Origin of the sequence: Streptomyces sp. NPDC052114 (genome assembly GCF_040680155.1) — a bacterium.
In the GTDB taxonomy this organism is placed as follows: domain Bacteria; phylum Actinomycetota; class Actinomycetes; order Streptomycetales; family Streptomycetaceae; genus Streptomyces.
Genome location: NZ_JBFAWC010000010.1, coordinates 221,280 through 236,254, shown reverse-complemented (window position 1 = coordinate 236,254; position 14,975 = coordinate 221,280). Strand labels below are relative to the sequence as shown.

The following is a 14,975-nucleotide window of genomic DNA, read 5'->3' as shown; positions in this document are numbered from 1 at the left end:
CTCCTGGGGCCCTCCTGAGCGCCTCTCAGAACAGCGGGAGCTGGCCGGGGCAGTCCGGGACCACATAGCCGTCCAGGGCGGGCTGCGCGGCGCCCAGCTGGGCGTGCCTGCGAGAGCCAGGACAGGAGATCAGGTCACCGGCGCCCCGCGGGCCCGGCGGGTCGTGGCGGGCGAACCGTCCGCCCACGACGGCGATCTCGCGGCGGCACTCCGGACAGTTTCTGCGACGGGACGACATGGGCCCATTTTGTGCCCAGTGCGCTCCGGAGGCATACGAAAAGACCCTCCCCGTCTTGCGTTTCCGCAAGTCGGAGAGGGTCTCCTTCGTGTGGCGGCGCCAGGATTCGAACCTGGGAAGGCTGAGCCGGCAGATTTACAGTCTGCTCCCTTTGGCCGCTCGGGCACACCGCCTGGGTTGCTGCCCTGGTCTCCGCTTTCGCGGCGCTCCGTGGCAACGACGTAAACGATACCTGATGCACAGGGGTGCTTCGCCACCCGATTGATCGGCACCCCGCGCGGGGGCGATGGCTAGGCTTTGCGGATGCGGCAGGCGTCAGTCGGCCGTGTATCCGCTGAGTACGCACACCCCGATACAAGGAGCCACAGGACATGGCCGACTCCAGTTTCGACATCGTCTCGAAGGTCGAGCGGCAGGAGGTCGACAACGCCCTCAACCAGGCCGCCAAGGAGATCTCGCAGCGTTACGACTTCAAGGGCACGGGTGCCTCGATCTCGTGGTCCGGCGAGAAGATCCTGATGGAGGCGAGCGGCGAGGAGCGGGTCAAGGCGATCCTCGATGTCTTCCAGTCCAAGCTGGTCAAGCGCGGCATCTCGCTGAAGGCGCTGGACGCGGGCGAGCCGCAGCTGTCCGGCAAGGAGTACAAGATCTTCGCCTCGATCGAGGAGGGCATCTCCCAGGAGAACGCCAAGAAGGTCGCGAAGATCATCCGCGATGAGGGCCCCAAGGGCGTCAAGGCGCAGGTCCAGGGCGACGAGCTGCGCGTCAGCTCGAAGAGCCGGGACGACCTTCAGGCCGTGCAGGCGCTGCTCAAGGGGCAGGACTTCGACTTCGCGCTGCAGTTCGTGAACTACCGGTAGGTCCGGGCGGGTCGGCGGTTCGGTGCCGGCCGGTCGGTTGCGGGAGTACGACGAAGGGCGGGCACCCCGGTGGGGTGCCCGCCCTTGCTGCTGGCCGCAGATCGAGGGAACGGTTCCTCAGCGGCGTGAGTGGCCGAAGAGGATGCGGTAGGCGACGAGCAGGACGAGTGAGCCGCCGATGGCGGCGGCCCAGGTGGCGCCGTCGTAGAAGTGGTTCTCGATCGGACGGTCGAGGTAGCGGGAGGAGATCCAGCCGCCGATGAACGCGCCCGCGATGCCGATGACGGTGGTGCCGATGAACCCGCCCGGGTCACGGCCGGGCAGCAGCAGTTTGGCGACGGCTCCGGCCAGCAACCCCAGAACGATCCAACTGACAATGCCCATACGGTGACCTGACCTTTCTGGCGCGGTGAGCTTCTCTGCGCTGCTGCCCTGAAGGACGTCTCCGTAAAGGTGTCCGGTTGCGGTGATCCGCACGATGCGGCGTATGACACAGCAGGCTGAGCCCCCCTCGGACGCTCGGGGGAGCCGGCTCACGCGCGCGTGCGGGCGTCCTGCCAGGCCGGCAGGTCCGCTCCGTCGTTGTCCTCCTCGTACCAGCCCGTGCCGTCGAGCCATGAGGTGAGCCAGGACGTGAGGCTCGGGGAGTCGACGAACCAGGCGTGGCGCGGGTCGCCGCCGTTGGGCTCGAAGAGGAGGACCTCGGCGGTGTCGCTGCGGCAGTCCACGCACGCGTACATCGCGCAGCCCCAGTGGGATATCGGCAGGACGCCCTCCGGCCAGCCCCAGTCGGAGGCGCGCATCCCGACGTACTTCTCGACGACGGCGGGCTCGCCTCCGGAGGACTTGCCTTCCAACAGGGGCAACAGGCCGTACTCCGGACCGAATCCGCCGTCTCCTATGCGGGTGTAGAGCGCGGCGAGCAGCGGCGGCAGGGCGAAGCCCAGGGTGGCCTCGGCGCGGGCCAGGGTGTCGGCGTCCGCGGGGGCGGGCAGACAGTCCCAGCCCCAGGGGCGGCCGGCGCGCGCCTCGGCGGCGACGCGGGCCAGCAACTGCTCGGTCTCGGTCATGAGTTCATCGTGGACCACGGCACTGACAATCCGCCCTGAGCGGCCCCTCCCCCGCCCCTGCCCCGCCCCCGGCGGCCTTCTCTCCGGTCCGCTCCCAGCGCCACCGCCCGCTCGCCCGTCAGGCCAGGACGACCTCGACGCCCGACAGGGCGAGGCGGTCGAGGAGTTCCTCGAAGCACGGCGGACGGTCGTCCGTGCGGGGTGTGACGCCCAGACAGGTCCCGGCGACGTGTGCGTCGTGCCAGACGAGGGTGAAGGGCGGCACCGCGCCCGTGCCGCCGCGCAGGCGCCGCGAGAGGGTGTCCAGGTCCCGCCCGGCGTAGCCTCCGGGCCCGTCGAGTGCCTCGCCGAGCGCGCAGTAGAAGGCCGGCTCGTCGGTGATGTGGCGGCCGTCGAGGTGGTACGTGGCTCCCGGCCCCGCGACCGGGCCGTGCCGCCCCGGTGCCCGCCGCGCGACGGCCAGCCAGTGGGCGCGGCCCTCCGCGCCGTGGCGCGCCCAGAGGTTCGGCTCGGTGGGGCGGCCGCCCCACCAGGTGTCCCAGACCTCACCGGCGGCGCGCGGGGGCCGTACGGTCCACGGGTCCAGGGTGAGGTCGACGAGGCCGCGCCCGCGCGCGGACGGGATCCAGGCGACGACCTCGCCCTCCACGGCGTGTTGCAGCGTCTGGCCGAGGCGGCCCAGGCGCAGCACGGATCCGTGCCCGAGGTCTCCCCTGCCGCTGCCCAGCGCGTCCTTCAGGGCGCCGCGCGGCGAGCAGCCGAGCAGTCGTACGGGTGGCTCGGCGAGCTCCTCCAGCGGGCCGTCACGCGCCTCGTCCCGCCCTCCGAAGACGGCCGGCCGGAGCGGCAGTTGATCGGCGAAGAGGTGCTCCGCGTCCGCGCACAGGGCCCAGATCGTGTCGTACGGAGCCGCCTCGGGGTCGTACGCGGCGAGGGCGTACCTGGGCCGTCGCACCGGAGTGCGCCCGCTCTAGTAGCGCGCGGCGAACGGCTGGTCGGTGCGGACGATCTCGCGACCCAGGGGCAGCAAAGAGACCGGGATCAGCTTGAAGTTGGCGACGCCCAGGGGGATGCCGATGATCGTGACGCAGAGCAGCACGCCCGTGACGATGTGGCCGAGGGCGAGCCACCAGCCCGCGAGTATCAGCCACAGGACGTTGCCCACGCAGGAAGGGGCGCCCGCGTCGCGGCGCTCCACCGTGGTGTAGCCGAAGGGCCACAGGGCATAGCGGCCGATGCGGAAACTGGCCAGGCCGAACGGGATGCCGATGATCGTGATGCAGAGCAGCACGCCCGCGAAGAGGTAGCCCAGGAACATCCAGAAACCGCAGAGGACGAGCCATATGACGTTGAGGATTGTCTTCACTGCTGGCGACCTGCCATCTGCTCGAGTCGGGCGATGCGCTCCGCCATCGGCGGGTGCGTGGAGAACATCTTGGACATGCCCTGCCCCGGACGGAAAGGGTTCGCGATCATCATGTGACTCGCCGTCTCCAGACGGGGCTCGGGCGGCAGCGGCAACTGCTTTGTCCCCGCGTCGAGTTTACGCAGGGCGCTCGCGAGAGCGAGAGGGTCGCCGGTGAGCTGCGCGCCGGACGCGTCGGCCTCGTACTCCCTGGAGCGGCTGATGGCGAGCTGGATGATGGAGGCCGCCAGCGGACCGAGCAGCATGATCAGGAGCATCCCGAAGATGCCGGGGCCGTCGTTGTCGTTGGAGCGGCCCACCGGGATCAGCCACGCGAAGTTGACCAGGAACATGATCACGGAGGCCAGGGCGCCCGCGACCGAGGAGATCAGGATGTCGCGGTTGTAGACATGGCTGAGCTCATGGCCGATGACGCCGCGCAGCTCGCGCTCGTCGAGGATCCGCAGGATGCCGTCGGTGCAGCACACCGCGGCGTTGCGCGGATTGCGGCCCGTCGCGAACGCGTTCGGCGCCTCGGTGGGCGAGATGTAGAGGCGGGGCATGGGCTGGCGGGCCTGGGTGGAGAGCTCGCGGACCATGCGGTACAGCTCGGGGGCCTCGAACTCGCTCACCGGGCGGGCGCGCATCGCGCGCAGGGCGAGCTTGTCGCTGTTCCAGTACGCGTACGCATTCGTGCCGAGCGCTACGAAGAGCGCGACGATCAAGCCCGTACGCCCGAAGAAACTGCCGATGACAAGGATGAGCGCGGACAGTCCCCCGAGGAGTACGGCGGTCTTCAATCCGTTGTGCCGGCGGTGCACGGTACGCCCTCCTGGTGGTGCGTGGGGGAACCCTCTACTGACTGGTGCTTCCACTGTTCAGTGGACCCTCCCGTACTGGTCAACGCCAGGCGGGGAGCACTAGTTCCCTTGTGCACGCAGGAGCGGTGTAGGCCGCGCGGGTGACGGCCCGGCGGCGGTCGTGGCCGGCGGGCGGGCCCTCGTGGGCGGACGGGTCAGAACAGGCCGGTGTCCGAGAACCTCAGGACCAGCTGGGGCGCTCCGGAGAGAACGATCCCGAGGATCGCCGTCAGCGCGATGGCCGCGGTGAGCGGGGCCGGGACGCGGTGCCTGACCGGCTCGCCCTCGGGGGCGCGGAACAGGAGCGCGGTCCACTGGAGGTAGTAGAACAGCGCGATCACCACGTTCACGGCCATCACGACGGCGAGCCAGCCCAGGCCCGCGTCGACCGCGGCCGAGAAGACCGTGACCTTCGCGAAGAGGCCGATGATGCCGGGCGGCAGGCCCGCCAGGCAGAGCAGGAAGAAGGCGAGGACCAGGGCGGCCAGCGGGCTGCGGGCGTACAGGCCGCGGTAGTCGCTGACGCGGTTCAGGCGCTGGGTGCGGCCGACGAGGGCGGCCACGGCGAAGGCGCCGAGGTTCACGGCCGCGTACATCAGGGCGTAGGCGACGGTGGAGCCGATGGCCCGCTCGGCGGCGGCGCCGTCGTCGGCGTATCCGGCGGCGGCGATCGGCACCAGGAGGTAGCCCGCCTGCCCGACCGAGGACCAGGCCAGGAGGCGTACCGCGCTGTACGCGCGCGTGGCCTGCTGGCGCAGCGCCGCCACGTTGCCCGCGGTCATGGTGAGCGCGGCGAGGACGGCGAGCGCGGGGCCCCAGACGTCCGCGTACGAGGGGAAGGCGACGACGGTGACGAGGATGAGCCCGGTGAAGCCGACGGCCTTTCCGACGACGGAGAGGTACGCGGCGACGGGCAGGGGCGCGCCTACGTAGGTGTCGGGTACCCAGAAGTGGAAGGGCACGGCCGCCACCTTGAAGGCGAAGCCGACGAGGGTGAGGGCGACGCCGGTCTGGGCGAGCGTGTGCAGCTGCCCGTCGACGTCCTGGAGCTCGGTGGCGATCTCCGTGAGGTGCAGGGTGCCGGTGGACGCGTACACGAAGCTGACGCCCATGAGGCTCACGGCGGTCGCGGTGACCGAGGAGAGGAAGAACTTCAGGGCCGCTTCGGAGGAGCGCTTGTCGCCGCGCCTGAGGCCGACGAGGGCGAAGGCGGGCAGGGAGGCGACCTCCAGGGCGACGATGAGCGTCGCCAGGTCGCGCGAGGCGGGCAGCAGGGCGGCGCCCGCGGCGGAGGAGAGCAGCAGGAACCAGTACTCCCCCGCGGGCAGTTCGTCCCCGGAGTCCTTGAGGGTGCTCATGGAGAGCAGCGCGGCCAGCAGGGCGCCGCCGAGGACCAGCAACTGGATGACGAGGGTGAAGCGGTCGGCGGTGTAGCTGCACGCGTGCGTGCCGCCGCCGGTCAGGCAGAAGGTCGAGCGGTCGTCGTCCAGGAGGGGCAGCAGGGCGAGCGCGGCGGCGGCCAGGCCCGCCACGGAGATCCAGCCGAGCAGTGCCTTCTTGCCGTCGGCCACGAAGAGGTCGGCGACGAGGACGAGGAGGCCGACGACCGCCGCGATGGTCGGCGGCGCGATCGCGAGCCAGTCGACGGACTGGACGAGGCTTGCGGCGCTTTCGGCGGCCACGGTCACGACTTGCCTCCAGTGAGGAGCTTCTGCACGGCGGGGTCGGTCAGGCCGAGGAGAGCCGCGGGCCAGAGTCCGGCGAGGACGGTGAGGGCGACGAGCGGGGTCCAGGCGGCGAACTCGTAGCCGTGGACGTCGGCGAGGGCCTTGGGCGCGGGGCCGTCGGGCGCGGGCTGCGACATCGGGCCCATGCAGACACGGCGTACGACGACGAGCATGTACGCGGCGGTGAGCAGGGTGCCGAAGGCGGCGATCGCCATGAAGGTGAGGAACGCGGGGCGGCTGAGGTCGTCGGCGGGCCTGAACGCGCCGAACAGCGCGAGCATCTCGCCCCAGAACCCGGCCAGGCCCGGCAGGCCGAGCGAGGCGACGGCGCCGAAGGCGAGGAGGCCGCCGAGGCGGGGTGCCTTGCCGTAGAGCGCGGCGCCGGACTCCTGCGCGAGGGAGTCGAGGTCGGTGGTGCCGGTGCGGTCCTTCAGCGCGCCGACGAGGAAGAAGAGCAGGCCGGTGATGAGGCCGTGGGCGATGTTGGCGAACAGCGCGCCGTTCACGCCGGTCGGGCTCATCGTCGAGATGCCGAGCAGCACGAAGCCCATGTGACCGACGGACGAGTACGCGATGAGGCGCTTGAGGTCGCCCTTCGCGCCCTGCCGGGCGAGCGCGAGGCAGGCGAGGGAACCGTAGATGATCCCGACGACCGCGAAGGCGGCGAGGTACGGCGCGAACTCCCGCATGCCGTCCGGCGCGACGGGCAGGATGATCCGGACGAATCCGTACGTACCCATCTTCAGCAGCACGCCGGCCAGCAGGACCGAGCCGACGGTGGGCGCGGCGGTGTGGGCGTCCGGCAGCCAGCTGTGCAGCGGCCACATCGGCGTCTTGACCGCGAGCCCGATCCCGATCGCCAGAACGGCGATGACCTGCACGGATGTGGTCAGGCCCCGGCCGTTGTCAGTGGCGAGTGCCACCATGTCGAATGTGCCGGACTTGAGCCCGATGAGGAGCAGGCCCAGCAGCATGACGACGGAGCCGAGCAGCGTGTAGAGGATGAACTTCCAAGCGGCCCGGACCCGTTGCTCACCGCCCCAGCGGGCGATGAGGAAGTACATCGGGATGAGCACCATCTCGAACGCCAGGAAGAACAGCAGCAGATCGAGGACGGCGAAGGTCGCGAGGGTGCCTGACTCGAGCACGAGGATCAGTGCCACGAATGCCTTGGGGGACGGGCCCGACGGCATTTTGAAGTAGCTGTAGAGCGCGCAGAGGAAGGTCAGCAGCGCGGTCAGGACCAGAAGGGGGAGCGAGATGCCGTCGATGCCGAGGTGGATGCGCACATCGAGTGCGGGGATCCAGCTGATATCGGTCGTGGCCTGCATCTTCGACGGCTGGTCGTGGTCGAAGCCGAGCGCGAGGACGATCGCGGCGACGAGGATCGCGCCGGTCACGGTCACGCCGTGGCGCAGCACGGCCTGGTCGGGGGACTTCCCCTTCAGTCCGGGCGGGGCCGGCAGGAGAGCCGCCACGGCGCCGATGAGCGGGCCGACGACGATCAACGCGAGAAGGAACTGCATCACGGACTCACTGATACCGATCACGGCTGCTCACGCTCCGGCGGTGGCGACGAGGACGGCGGCGACGGCCAGGACGACCGTGCCTGCGAGCAGCGCGCTCAGATAGGTCTGCACATTGCCGGTCTGGGCGCGGCGGACCGCCGCGCCGAGCCAGCGGGGTGCCGCGCCCGCGCCGTGCACGTACGTGTCGACGACCGCGCGGTCGAGGAAGCGGACGAGGCGCGCGGATGCCTGGACGGGCCGTACGAACAGGGCGGTGTAGACGGCGTCGAGGTGGAAGCCGACGGCGGCGTGCCGGTGCAGCGGGCCGAGCAGCAGCCGGCCGGGGTCGGCCGGGTCGGGCGCGGAGGCGACGTCGCCGTACGCGGGGGCATGGGTGGCGATGGCCTCCGCCTCGACCTGGCCGCCGTCGCCGTCCGCAGTGGCGGCGACGGCGCCCATCGGGACGCGGGCGGCGAGCGCCGTGGTGTGGCGCCAGGCCCCGTAGGTGACGAGGCCGCCGACAAGCGCGAGGCCCGTGCCAAGGACGGAGGTCGTGAGCGTCGGGGTGAGCGAGTGGCCGTCGAACCAGTCCGGCAGGGCACCGACGGACAGACCGAAGGCAAGGGAGGGGACGGCGAGCACCCAGAGCACGGCCGTCATCGCGACGGGCTGCTTCCCGTGGTCGGGGGCCTGCGCTCCCCTGCCGTGGAAGGCGAGCAGCCACAGGCGCGTCGCGTAGGCGGCGGTGAGAAGGGCGGTGAGCAGACCGGCGACGAGGACGATCCAGCCCGCGGCGGTGGGCGCGGACTCGGCGTGGCCCGTGGCCGTGTGCTCGGCGGCGCCGAGCACCGCCTCCTTGGAGAAGAAGCCGCTGAACGGCGGGATCGCGGCGAGCGCGAGGAGCGCCACGGTCATCGTCCAGTACGCGTCCGGGATGCGGTCGCGCAGGCCCTTCATGCGGGACATGGCGGCCAGCGAGTTGGTGCCGGCGGCATGGATGATCACGCCCGCGGCGAGGAACAGCAGCGCCTTGAAGGCGCCGTGCGACAGGAGGTGGAAGACGGCGGCGCCGCGGTCGCCGACGGCGAGCGCGCCGGTCATGTAGCCGAGCTGGCCGATCGTCGAGTACGCGAGGACGCGCTTGATGTCGTCCTGGGCGAGCGCCGCGAGGGCCGAGCCGGCCATCGTGACGGCGGCCATGACGGCGAGGACGACCAGGGCCGCGGCGGAGGCGGCGAAGACGGGGAGGAGCCGGGCCACGAAGTAGACACCGGCGGCGACCATCGTCGCGGCGTGGATCAGCGCGGAGACGGGCGTGGGGCCCGCCATCGCGTCGGGCAGCCAGGTGTGCAGCGGGAACTGCGCGGACTTGCCCGCCACGCCCGCGAGGAGCAGCAGGGCGATCAGGGTCGGGTGGTCGAGGCCGCCGTCCGCGACCGTCGCGAGGATCGTCGTGATGCGGAAGGAGCCGGTGTCCACGGCGAGCGCGAACAGACCGATCAGGAAGGGGACGTCGCCGAGCTTGGTGACCAGGAAGGCCTTCAGGGAGGCGGCGCGCGCCTCGGGCGTCTCCCAGTAGTGGCCGACCAGGAAGTACGAGCAGATGCCCATGATCTCCCAGCCGACCAGGAGCACCATCAGGTCGCCGGAGTAGACGACGAGCAGCATCGCGGAGGTGAAGAGGGAGACGAGAGCGGCGTACGAGGGGTAGCGCGGGTCGTCGCGCAGGTAGCCCGTCGAGTAGATCTGCACGCAGGAGGCGACGACGCCGACCAGGACGGCGACGAGGGCGGCGAAGCCGTCGACGTGCAGGGCGAGTTCGATGGGGACCGAGCCGGTCGGGGTGAGCTCGGTGGCGGCGTCCAGCGCGGCCGTCCCGCCGCCGGTGCCGCCGCCCTGGCGGACGGCCACGAGCACGGCGAGCACGAGGGCCGTCAGCGTGGGCAGCACGGCGAGGGGGCGGACGAGACCGGGGACCCTGCGGCCGAGCAGCAGGCCGGCGGCCGCGCCCAGGAACGGCAGGAGGGGGACGAGGACGGCGAGGGTGGTCGTGGTCACGCGGTGGCCTCAGCCTTCTGCGACGTCTGCGCCTGCCGGGACTTCGGGGCGGGCTCCTCGGCTGCGCCCTCGGCGTCGTCGCCGCCGTCGGGGCCGTCGGGGAGCTCGGCGGTGTCGCGGAGGTCGTCGACGGCGGAGCTGCCGCGGTTGCGGTAGACCGCCAGGACGATCGCGAGGCCGATGCCGATCTCGGCGGCGGCGATGGCGATGGTGAAGAGGGTCAGGGCCTGGCCGGCGTGGAGGGAGTCGCGGAGCCAGACGTCGAAGGCGACCAGGTTGAGGTTGACGGCGTTGAGCATCAGCTCGACGGACATCAGGACCAGGATCGCGTTGCGGCGGGCGAGGACGCCGTAGAGGCCGACGCAGAAGAGGAGGACGGCGAGGACGGCGGGATAGGCGAGGTGGAGGTGCATCAGCTGTTCTCCTCCTGGTCCTGAGCGACTTGGTCCTGGGCGCCTTGGCCCTGGGCGCCTTGGCCCTGGGCGCCTTGGCCCTGGGCGCCTTGGCCCTGGGCGCCTTGGCCCTGGGCGGCCTTCTTGCGGGACAGGACAATCGCGCCGACGAGGGCGGCGAGGAGGAGGACCGAGAGGGCCTCGAAGGGAAGCACCCAGTGCCGGAAGAGGATCGATCCGGTGACGTCGGTGGAGCCCTGGGCGGCGCCGTCCAGGTCGATCACCGTGGTGCGGAAGGCGTCCACGACGACCCAGACCAGGGCGGCGGCAGCGGCGAGGGCCACCGCGAGCGCGACCGGACGGTTGCCCGAATCCGCGTCCGGGGAGCGGCCGATGGGCGCCCTGGTGAGCATCAGTCCGAACAGGAGGAGGACGACGACGGAGCCGACGTAGATGAGGACCTGCACCCAGGCGATGAACTCGGCGGTCAGCAGGAGGTACTCGACGGCGAGCCCGCCGAGCGCGACCACCAGCCACAGCGCGGCGTGCACCAGCTGCTTCGTCGTGACCGTGATGACCGCCGCGCCGAGGGTGACGAGGCCGACGAGCAGGAAGGCGATCTCGACACCGGTCGGGGACAGGAAGCCGTGGGTCTCGGCGGCCCGGGCCGCCGTCGTGGAGGCTGCTGCGAAGGTCACGCGTCCCCCTGCGGTCCGGGCTCGGACGTCTCCTGGGCGGCGGCGAGCTTGTCCGCGGCCTTGCGGGCGGCGGCGAGTTCCTTGGGCTCCTCGGCGCCGGGGTCCAGGGCGGGCGGGGCCGGGACCGTCCACATCCACTCGCGCAGCTTGTCGCGCTCGTGGGTGAGTTCGTGGATGTCGGTCTCGGCGTACTCGAACTCCGGGGACCAGAAGAGAGCGTCGAAGGGGCAGACCTCGATGCAGATGCCGCAGTACATGCAGAGGGAGAAGTCGATGGCGAAGCGGTCGAGGACGTTGCGGCTGCGCTCGCGGCCGCCGGGGGCGGCGGGCGGGACCGTCTCCTTGTGGGAGTCGATGTAGATGCACCAGTCGGGGCACTCGCGGGCGCACAGCATGCAGACCGTGCAGTTCTCCTCGAACAGGCCGATGACGCCCCGGGTGCGGGGCGGCAGTTCGGGCTGGACGTCCGGGTACTGCTCGGTGACGGACTTCCGCGTCATCGTGCGGAGGGTGACGGCGAGGCCCTTGGCCAGGCCGCTTCCTGGGATCGGGGGCACTAGTTGATCGCCACCTTCACGATTCCGGTGAGCGCGATCTGCGCGAGGGCGAGCGGGACGAGGAGGGTCCAGGAGAGCTTCTGGAGCTGGTCCTCGCGGAGACGGGGGTAGGACACGCGCAGCCAGATGACCACGAAGGCCAGGACGGCCGTCTTCAGCAGGGTCCAGACCCAGCCGAGGCCGTCGGCGCCCCACGGGCCGTGCCAGCCGCCCAGGAACAGGACGGTGGTCAGGCCGCACAGGACGACGATCCCGGCGTACTCGGCGAGGAGGAAGAGGGCGAAGCGCAGACCCGTGTACTCGGTGTAGGCGCCGAAGATGATCTCGGAGTCGGCGACCGGCATGTCGAAGGGCGGGCGCTGCAGTTCGGCGAGGCCCGCCACGAAGAAGACGAGGGCGCCGACGATCTGCCACGGCAGCCACCACCACTCGAAGGCGTCGACGATGCCGGGCAGGGAGACCGTTCCTGCGGCCATCGCGACCGAGGCGGCGGCGAGCAGCATCGGGAGTTCGTAGGCGAGGAGCTGGGCGGCGGTGCGCAGGCCGCCGAGGAGGGAGAACTTGTTGGCGCTGGCCCAGCCGGCCATGAGGGAGCCGAGGACGCCGACGCCCATGACGGCGAGTACGAAGAAGATGCCCGCGTCGACGACCTCGCCGACGGCGCCCTCACCGGGGCCGATCGGGATCGCGATCAGGACGAGGAGGTAGGGCAGGAGGGCGATCGCGGGGGCGAGCTGGAAGATGCGGCGGTCGGCCTCGGCCGGGACGACGTCTTCCTTCTGGGCGAACTTGACGCCGTCGGCGACGAGTTGGGCCCAGCCGTGGAAGCCGCCCGCGTACATGGGGCCGAGGCGGCCCTGCATGTGGGCCATCACCTTGTGCTCGGTCTGGCCGATCACGAGGGGCAGGACCAGGAACACCGCGAAGACGATGACGAGGCGCAGGGCGACGTCGAGGGCGTCGTTCACTCGGTGCCTCCGGTGCGGTCGCTGTCCTGCGGGGCGGGTGCGGGCGGGCGGTCCGCCGCCGGCTCGGGCTTGGGGTCCGGGTGGGAGCCGGGCTTGGGGTCCGGGTCGGCGCCGGACTTGTGGTCCGAGTTGGCGCCGGACTTGTGGTTCGGGCTCGGGTCCGGTTCCGACTTCGGTTCCGCGCTGGGCTCCGGCTTCGGGTCCGCGTTCGGCGTCGGCTTCAGGTCCGCGTTCGCGTTCGGCGTCGGCTTCAGGTCCGCGTTCGCGTTCGGCGTCGGCGTCGGCTTCGGCTGCTCCGGGGTGTCGAACGCCGGGCGGGCGTGGTGCCACGGGGCGTCGGAGCTGCGCGGGGTCGACGGCTGCGCGGCCTTGGGCTTCGCCTCAGGGGTGGCTGCGGGCTGCGCCTCGGAGGCGGCTGCGGGCCTCTCCTCAGGGGCGCCTGCGGGCTTCGCCTCGGGTTCGGCCTTCGAGTTCGGCTCGGGAGAGGCGTCCGGGACCGTCGCCGGAGTCGCCGGCGTCGCCGTCCGCTGCGATGCCGAGCCCTGGCTCGCGCTGCGCGAGCGCCTCGGCGGGCGGGCCGGGGCCTCCGGCTGCCCTGCGGAGGCGGCCTCGCCCGTAGGGGGAGCCTCCCCCGCGGGGGCCACCTGGCTCGCCGAGCCCTGGCTGGCCGAGCGGGTCCGGCGGGGCGGGCGTTCACCGGCGGCCGCCGCACGACCGGCGGCACCGGCACCGGCCCCCGCCGCCCTGCCCGCGGCCCCCGCGCCCGCGGCGCGTCCCGCGCCGCGGGCCGGGCGGGCCGGGGCGGCGGGGAGCTGGCCCTTCAGCGGACCCCACTCGTTCGGGTCGGGCACGCCCGGAGGCAGCATCTGGCGGCGCTTGGGGCCGCCGTGCTCGGACTCGCCCGGCTCCTTGGCGCCCGGCCAGGCCTTCGCGACGCGGGCCGCGAGCACGAAGTCCTTGCGCAGGGGGTGGCCTTCGAAGCTCTCGGGCAGGAGCAACGGAGTCAGTCCGGGGTGGCCCTCGAAGGTCACGCCGAACATCTCGTGGGTCTCGCGTTCGTGCCAGGCGGCGCCCGCGTAGACGTCGACCGCGGAGGCGAGCGCGGGCGCGTCGTGCGGGACGGTCGTGCGCAGGAGGAGCCGGCGTACCGGTGAGAGGGCGACGACGTGGGCGGCGACGCGGAAGCCGGTGCCCGGTTCGTCGACGGCGCTCAGCCAGTCGAAGTAGGTGCAGGAGAGCGTGGTGCGGGCGGTCTCCAGGGCGGTGGTCCAGGAGGCGGGCGGGACGTCGACGGTCAGGACGTCGTACGACTCCTCGGCCGTGGCCTCCGCGCCGAAGAGCTCCTCGACGGGGCTCGGCAGCCAGCCGGTCATGTCGTGGCCTCCCCCGGCGTCTTGGCGCCCCCCGGCTTCGTGACGTCCCCCGGCTTCGTGACGTCCCCCGATGCCGTGGCCTCCCCCGGGACGGGCGCCTTCACGAGGCCGCTCCGCAGGGCTGCGGTGGAGGGGCGGGCGCCGGATCCGTTGCCGTACCGCTCCCCCAGCGATTCACGCGCGATCTTCTCCTGGAGCTTGAGGATGCCCTGGAGCAGCGCCTCGGGGCGGGGCGGACAGCCGGGGACGTACACGTCGACCGGGATGATCTGGTCGACGCCCTTGGTCACGGAGTACGAGTCCCAGTAGGGGCCGCCGCAGTTGGAGCAGGCGCCGAAGGAGATGACGTACTTCGGTTCGGGCATCTGCTCGTACAGACGCTTCACGGCGGGGGCCATCTTGTCCGTGACCGTGCCGGACACGATCATCAGGTCGGCCTGGCGCGGGCCCGGCGCGAACGGGATGACGCCGAGCCGGATGAAGTCGTGGCGCGCCATGGAGGCGGCGATGAACTCGATGGCGCAGCAGGCGAGGCCGAAGTTGAAGACCCAGAGCGAGTAGCGGCGGCCCCAGTTGAGGACCACCTTCATCGGCTCGGGGGCGAGGCGGGCGAGCGCGCCCAGCTTCTTCGGCTCGGGGAGCAGAACGGGCTCGGGGGTCACGTCCACGTCAGGACGCCCTTCTTGTATGCGTACAGCAGGCCTACGGCGAGGAAGCCGAGGAAGATGAACATCTCCACGAGCGTCGTCGCGCCGTAGCCGGGCGCGGCGAAGACCGTCGCCCAGGGGAAGAGGAAGATCGAGTCGACGGCGAAGATCACGTAGAGGAACGCGTAGACGTAGTAGCGGACCTGGGTGTGGGCCCAGCCCTCGCCGACGGGGTCGACCCCGCACTCGTACGTCAGGAGTTTCTCCGGGGTGGGCACGACGGGGCGCAGCAGCCGTCCCGCGCCGAAGGCGACGGCGACGAACAGCACGCCCACGACGGCGAGCAGTCCGACGACGGAGTACGACTGGTAGTAGCTCGCCGCGACGTTCGTCACGTGCACGTCAGCCCCTCACTCCCTGACCGTCCTCGACCGTGATCTGTTCGACGATCTGTACGCACGGGAGTCTAGGGCCTGCTAAAGCTTCGGTAAGCAGAGCGTCACGCATCCGTCAGGGCACGGCGTCACGGTTCGGACAGGTACGGCGGCCCCCGGCGCGGCGCCGCGTGGTGGGGTTATCCCCCCGTCGTCCTGGCGGCCGCCCTCATGGCGTCG

The 14,975-nt window shown here is 71.6% G+C and carries 17 protein-coding genes and 1 tRNA gene; 1 reads left to right on the top strand and 17 read right to left on the bottom strand.

The window, feature by feature from the left end; genetic code table 11:
- Positions 1 to 25: 25 nt before the first annotated feature.
- Positions 26 to 238, bottom strand: a complete 213-nt coding sequence (locus AB0L89_RS23435) for a hypothetical protein (RefSeq protein ID WP_365143990.1) — start codon at positions 236 to 238, stop codon at positions 26 to 28.
- Positions 239 to 329: 91 nt separating this feature from the next.
- Positions 330 to 411, bottom strand: a tRNA-Tyr gene (locus AB0L89_RS23430).
- A gap of 198 nt (positions 412 to 609) precedes the next feature.
- Between AB0L89_RS23430 and AB0L89_RS23425 the strand changes: the two genes are divergently transcribed.
- Positions 610 to 1,098: a YajQ family cyclic di-GMP-binding protein gene (locus AB0L89_RS23425; protein ID WP_223776178.1), complete on the top strand. Its 489-nt coding sequence runs from the start codon at positions 610 to 612 to the stop codon at positions 1,096 to 1,098.
- Positions 1,099 to 1,215: 117 nt separating this feature from the next.
- Here AB0L89_RS23425 and AB0L89_RS23420 read toward each other — a convergent pair whose 3' ends face one another.
- From AB0L89_RS23420 to AB0L89_RS23350, 15 genes are all read right to left on the bottom strand, one after another.
- A complete protein-coding gene (locus AB0L89_RS23420; protein ID WP_365143987.1) occupies positions 1,216 to 1,482 on the bottom strand; it encodes a GlsB/YeaQ/YmgE family stress response membrane protein in 267 nt (88 codons plus the stop codon).
- 149 nt (positions 1,483 to 1,631) lie between these two features.
- Complete coding sequence (locus AB0L89_RS23415) at positions 1,632 to 2,168, bottom strand: SMI1/KNR4 family protein (RefSeq protein WP_365143984.1); 537 nt, start codon at positions 2,166 to 2,168, stop codon at positions 1,632 to 1,634.
- A 118-nt stretch (positions 2,169 to 2,286) separates the two neighbouring features.
- The gene (locus AB0L89_RS23410; RefSeq protein ID WP_365143982.1) at positions 2,287 to 3,123 is read right to left on the bottom strand and encodes a hypothetical protein; all 837 of its coding nucleotides are present in this window, start codon (positions 3,121 to 3,123) and stop codon (positions 2,287 to 2,289) included.
- A gap of 15 nt (positions 3,124 to 3,138) precedes the next feature.
- A complete protein-coding gene (locus tag AB0L89_RS23405; protein WP_365143979.1) occupies positions 3,139 to 3,534 on the bottom strand; it encodes a YccF domain-containing protein in 396 nt (131 codons plus the stop codon).
- Positions 3,531 to 4,394, bottom strand: a complete 864-nt coding sequence (gene htpX / locus AB0L89_RS23400) for a zinc metalloprotease HtpX (RefSeq protein WP_055698192.1) — start codon at positions 4,392 to 4,394, stop codon at positions 3,531 to 3,533. The genes AB0L89_RS23405 and htpX overlap by 4 nt, the downstream gene beginning before the upstream one ends.
- Before the next feature lie 194 nt (positions 4,395 to 4,588).
- The gene (locus tag AB0L89_RS23395; RefSeq protein ID WP_365143976.1) at positions 4,589 to 6,121 is read right to left on the bottom strand and encodes an NADH-quinone oxidoreductase subunit N; all 1,533 of its coding nucleotides are present in this window, start codon (positions 6,119 to 6,121) and stop codon (positions 4,589 to 4,591) included.
- Positions 6,118 to 7,710, bottom strand: coding sequence for an NADH-quinone oxidoreductase subunit M (locus tag AB0L89_RS23390; protein ID WP_365143973.1), 1,593 nt, complete (start codon positions 7,708 to 7,710; stop codon positions 6,118 to 6,120). Before AB0L89_RS23390 ends, AB0L89_RS23395 begins: the two co-directional genes overlap by 4 nt.
- A 6-nt stretch (positions 7,711 to 7,716) precedes the next feature.
- A complete protein-coding gene (locus AB0L89_RS23385) occupies positions 7,717 to 9,726 on the bottom strand; it encodes an NADH-quinone oxidoreductase subunit L (protein WP_365143970.1) in 2,010 nt (669 codons plus the stop codon).
- Entirely contained in the window at positions 9,723 to 10,139 is a 417-nt protein-coding gene (gene nuoK / locus AB0L89_RS23380) for an NADH-quinone oxidoreductase subunit NuoK (RefSeq protein ID WP_365143967.1), read from the bottom strand. The genes AB0L89_RS23385 and nuoK overlap by 4 nt, the downstream gene beginning before the upstream one ends.
- Positions 10,139 to 10,816 (bottom strand): NADH-quinone oxidoreductase subunit J, encoded by a 678-nt coding sequence (locus AB0L89_RS23375; protein ID WP_365143964.1) that lies wholly within the window; start codon positions 10,814 to 10,816, stop codon positions 10,139 to 10,141. Before AB0L89_RS23375 ends, nuoK begins: the two co-directional genes overlap by 1 nt.
- Positions 10,813 to 11,373, bottom strand: coding sequence for an NADH-quinone oxidoreductase subunit I (locus tag AB0L89_RS23370; protein WP_365143961.1), 561 nt, complete (start codon positions 11,371 to 11,373; stop codon positions 10,813 to 10,815). Before AB0L89_RS23370 ends, AB0L89_RS23375 begins: the two co-directional genes overlap by 4 nt.
- Positions 11,373 to 12,341, bottom strand: a complete 969-nt coding sequence (locus AB0L89_RS23365; protein WP_365143958.1) for a complex I subunit 1 family protein — start codon at positions 12,339 to 12,341, stop codon at positions 11,373 to 11,375. The genes AB0L89_RS23370 and AB0L89_RS23365 overlap by 1 nt, the downstream gene beginning before the upstream one ends.
- A complete protein-coding gene (locus tag AB0L89_RS23360; protein WP_365143955.1) occupies positions 12,338 to 13,714 on the bottom strand; it encodes an NADH-quinone oxidoreductase subunit C in 1,377 nt (458 codons plus the stop codon). Before AB0L89_RS23360 ends, AB0L89_RS23365 begins: the two co-directional genes overlap by 4 nt.
- A complete protein-coding gene (locus tag AB0L89_RS23355) occupies positions 13,711 to 14,382 on the bottom strand; it encodes an NADH-quinone oxidoreductase subunit B family protein (RefSeq protein WP_365143952.1) in 672 nt (223 codons plus the stop codon). Before AB0L89_RS23355 ends, AB0L89_RS23360 begins: the two co-directional genes overlap by 4 nt.
- A complete protein-coding gene (locus AB0L89_RS23350) occupies positions 14,373 to 14,762 on the bottom strand; it encodes an NADH-quinone oxidoreductase subunit A (protein ID WP_055547887.1) in 390 nt (129 codons plus the stop codon). The genes AB0L89_RS23355 and AB0L89_RS23350 overlap by 10 nt, the downstream gene beginning before the upstream one ends.
- Between the last annotated feature and the right edge of the window lie 213 nt (positions 14,763 to 14,975).

Bases quoted from the DNA above. Each gene is read 5' to 3' on its own strand.
- AB0L89_RS23360 (WP_365143955.1), bottom strand. From the start codon at position 13,714: ATGACCGGCTGGCTGCCGAGCCCCGTCGAGGAGCTCTTCGGCGCGGAG.
- AB0L89_RS23435 (WP_365143990.1), bottom strand. From the start codon at position 238: ATGTCGTCCCGTCGCAGAAACTGTCCGGAGTGCCGCCGCGAGATCGCC.
- AB0L89_RS23415 (WP_365143984.1), bottom strand. From the start codon at position 2,168: ATGACCGAGACCGAGCAGTTGCTGGCCCGCGTCGCCGCCGAGGCGCGC.
- AB0L89_RS23425 (WP_223776178.1), top strand. From the start codon at position 610: ATGGCCGACTCCAGTTTCGACATCGTCTCGAAGGTCGAGCGGCAGGAG.
- AB0L89_RS23420 (WP_365143987.1), bottom strand. From the start codon at position 1,482: ATGGGCATTGTCAGTTGGATCGTTCTGGGGTTGCTGGCCGGAGCCGTC.
- nuoK (WP_365143967.1), bottom strand. From the start codon at position 10,139: ATGCACCTCCACCTCGCCTATCCCGCCGTCCTCGCCGTCCTCCTCTTC.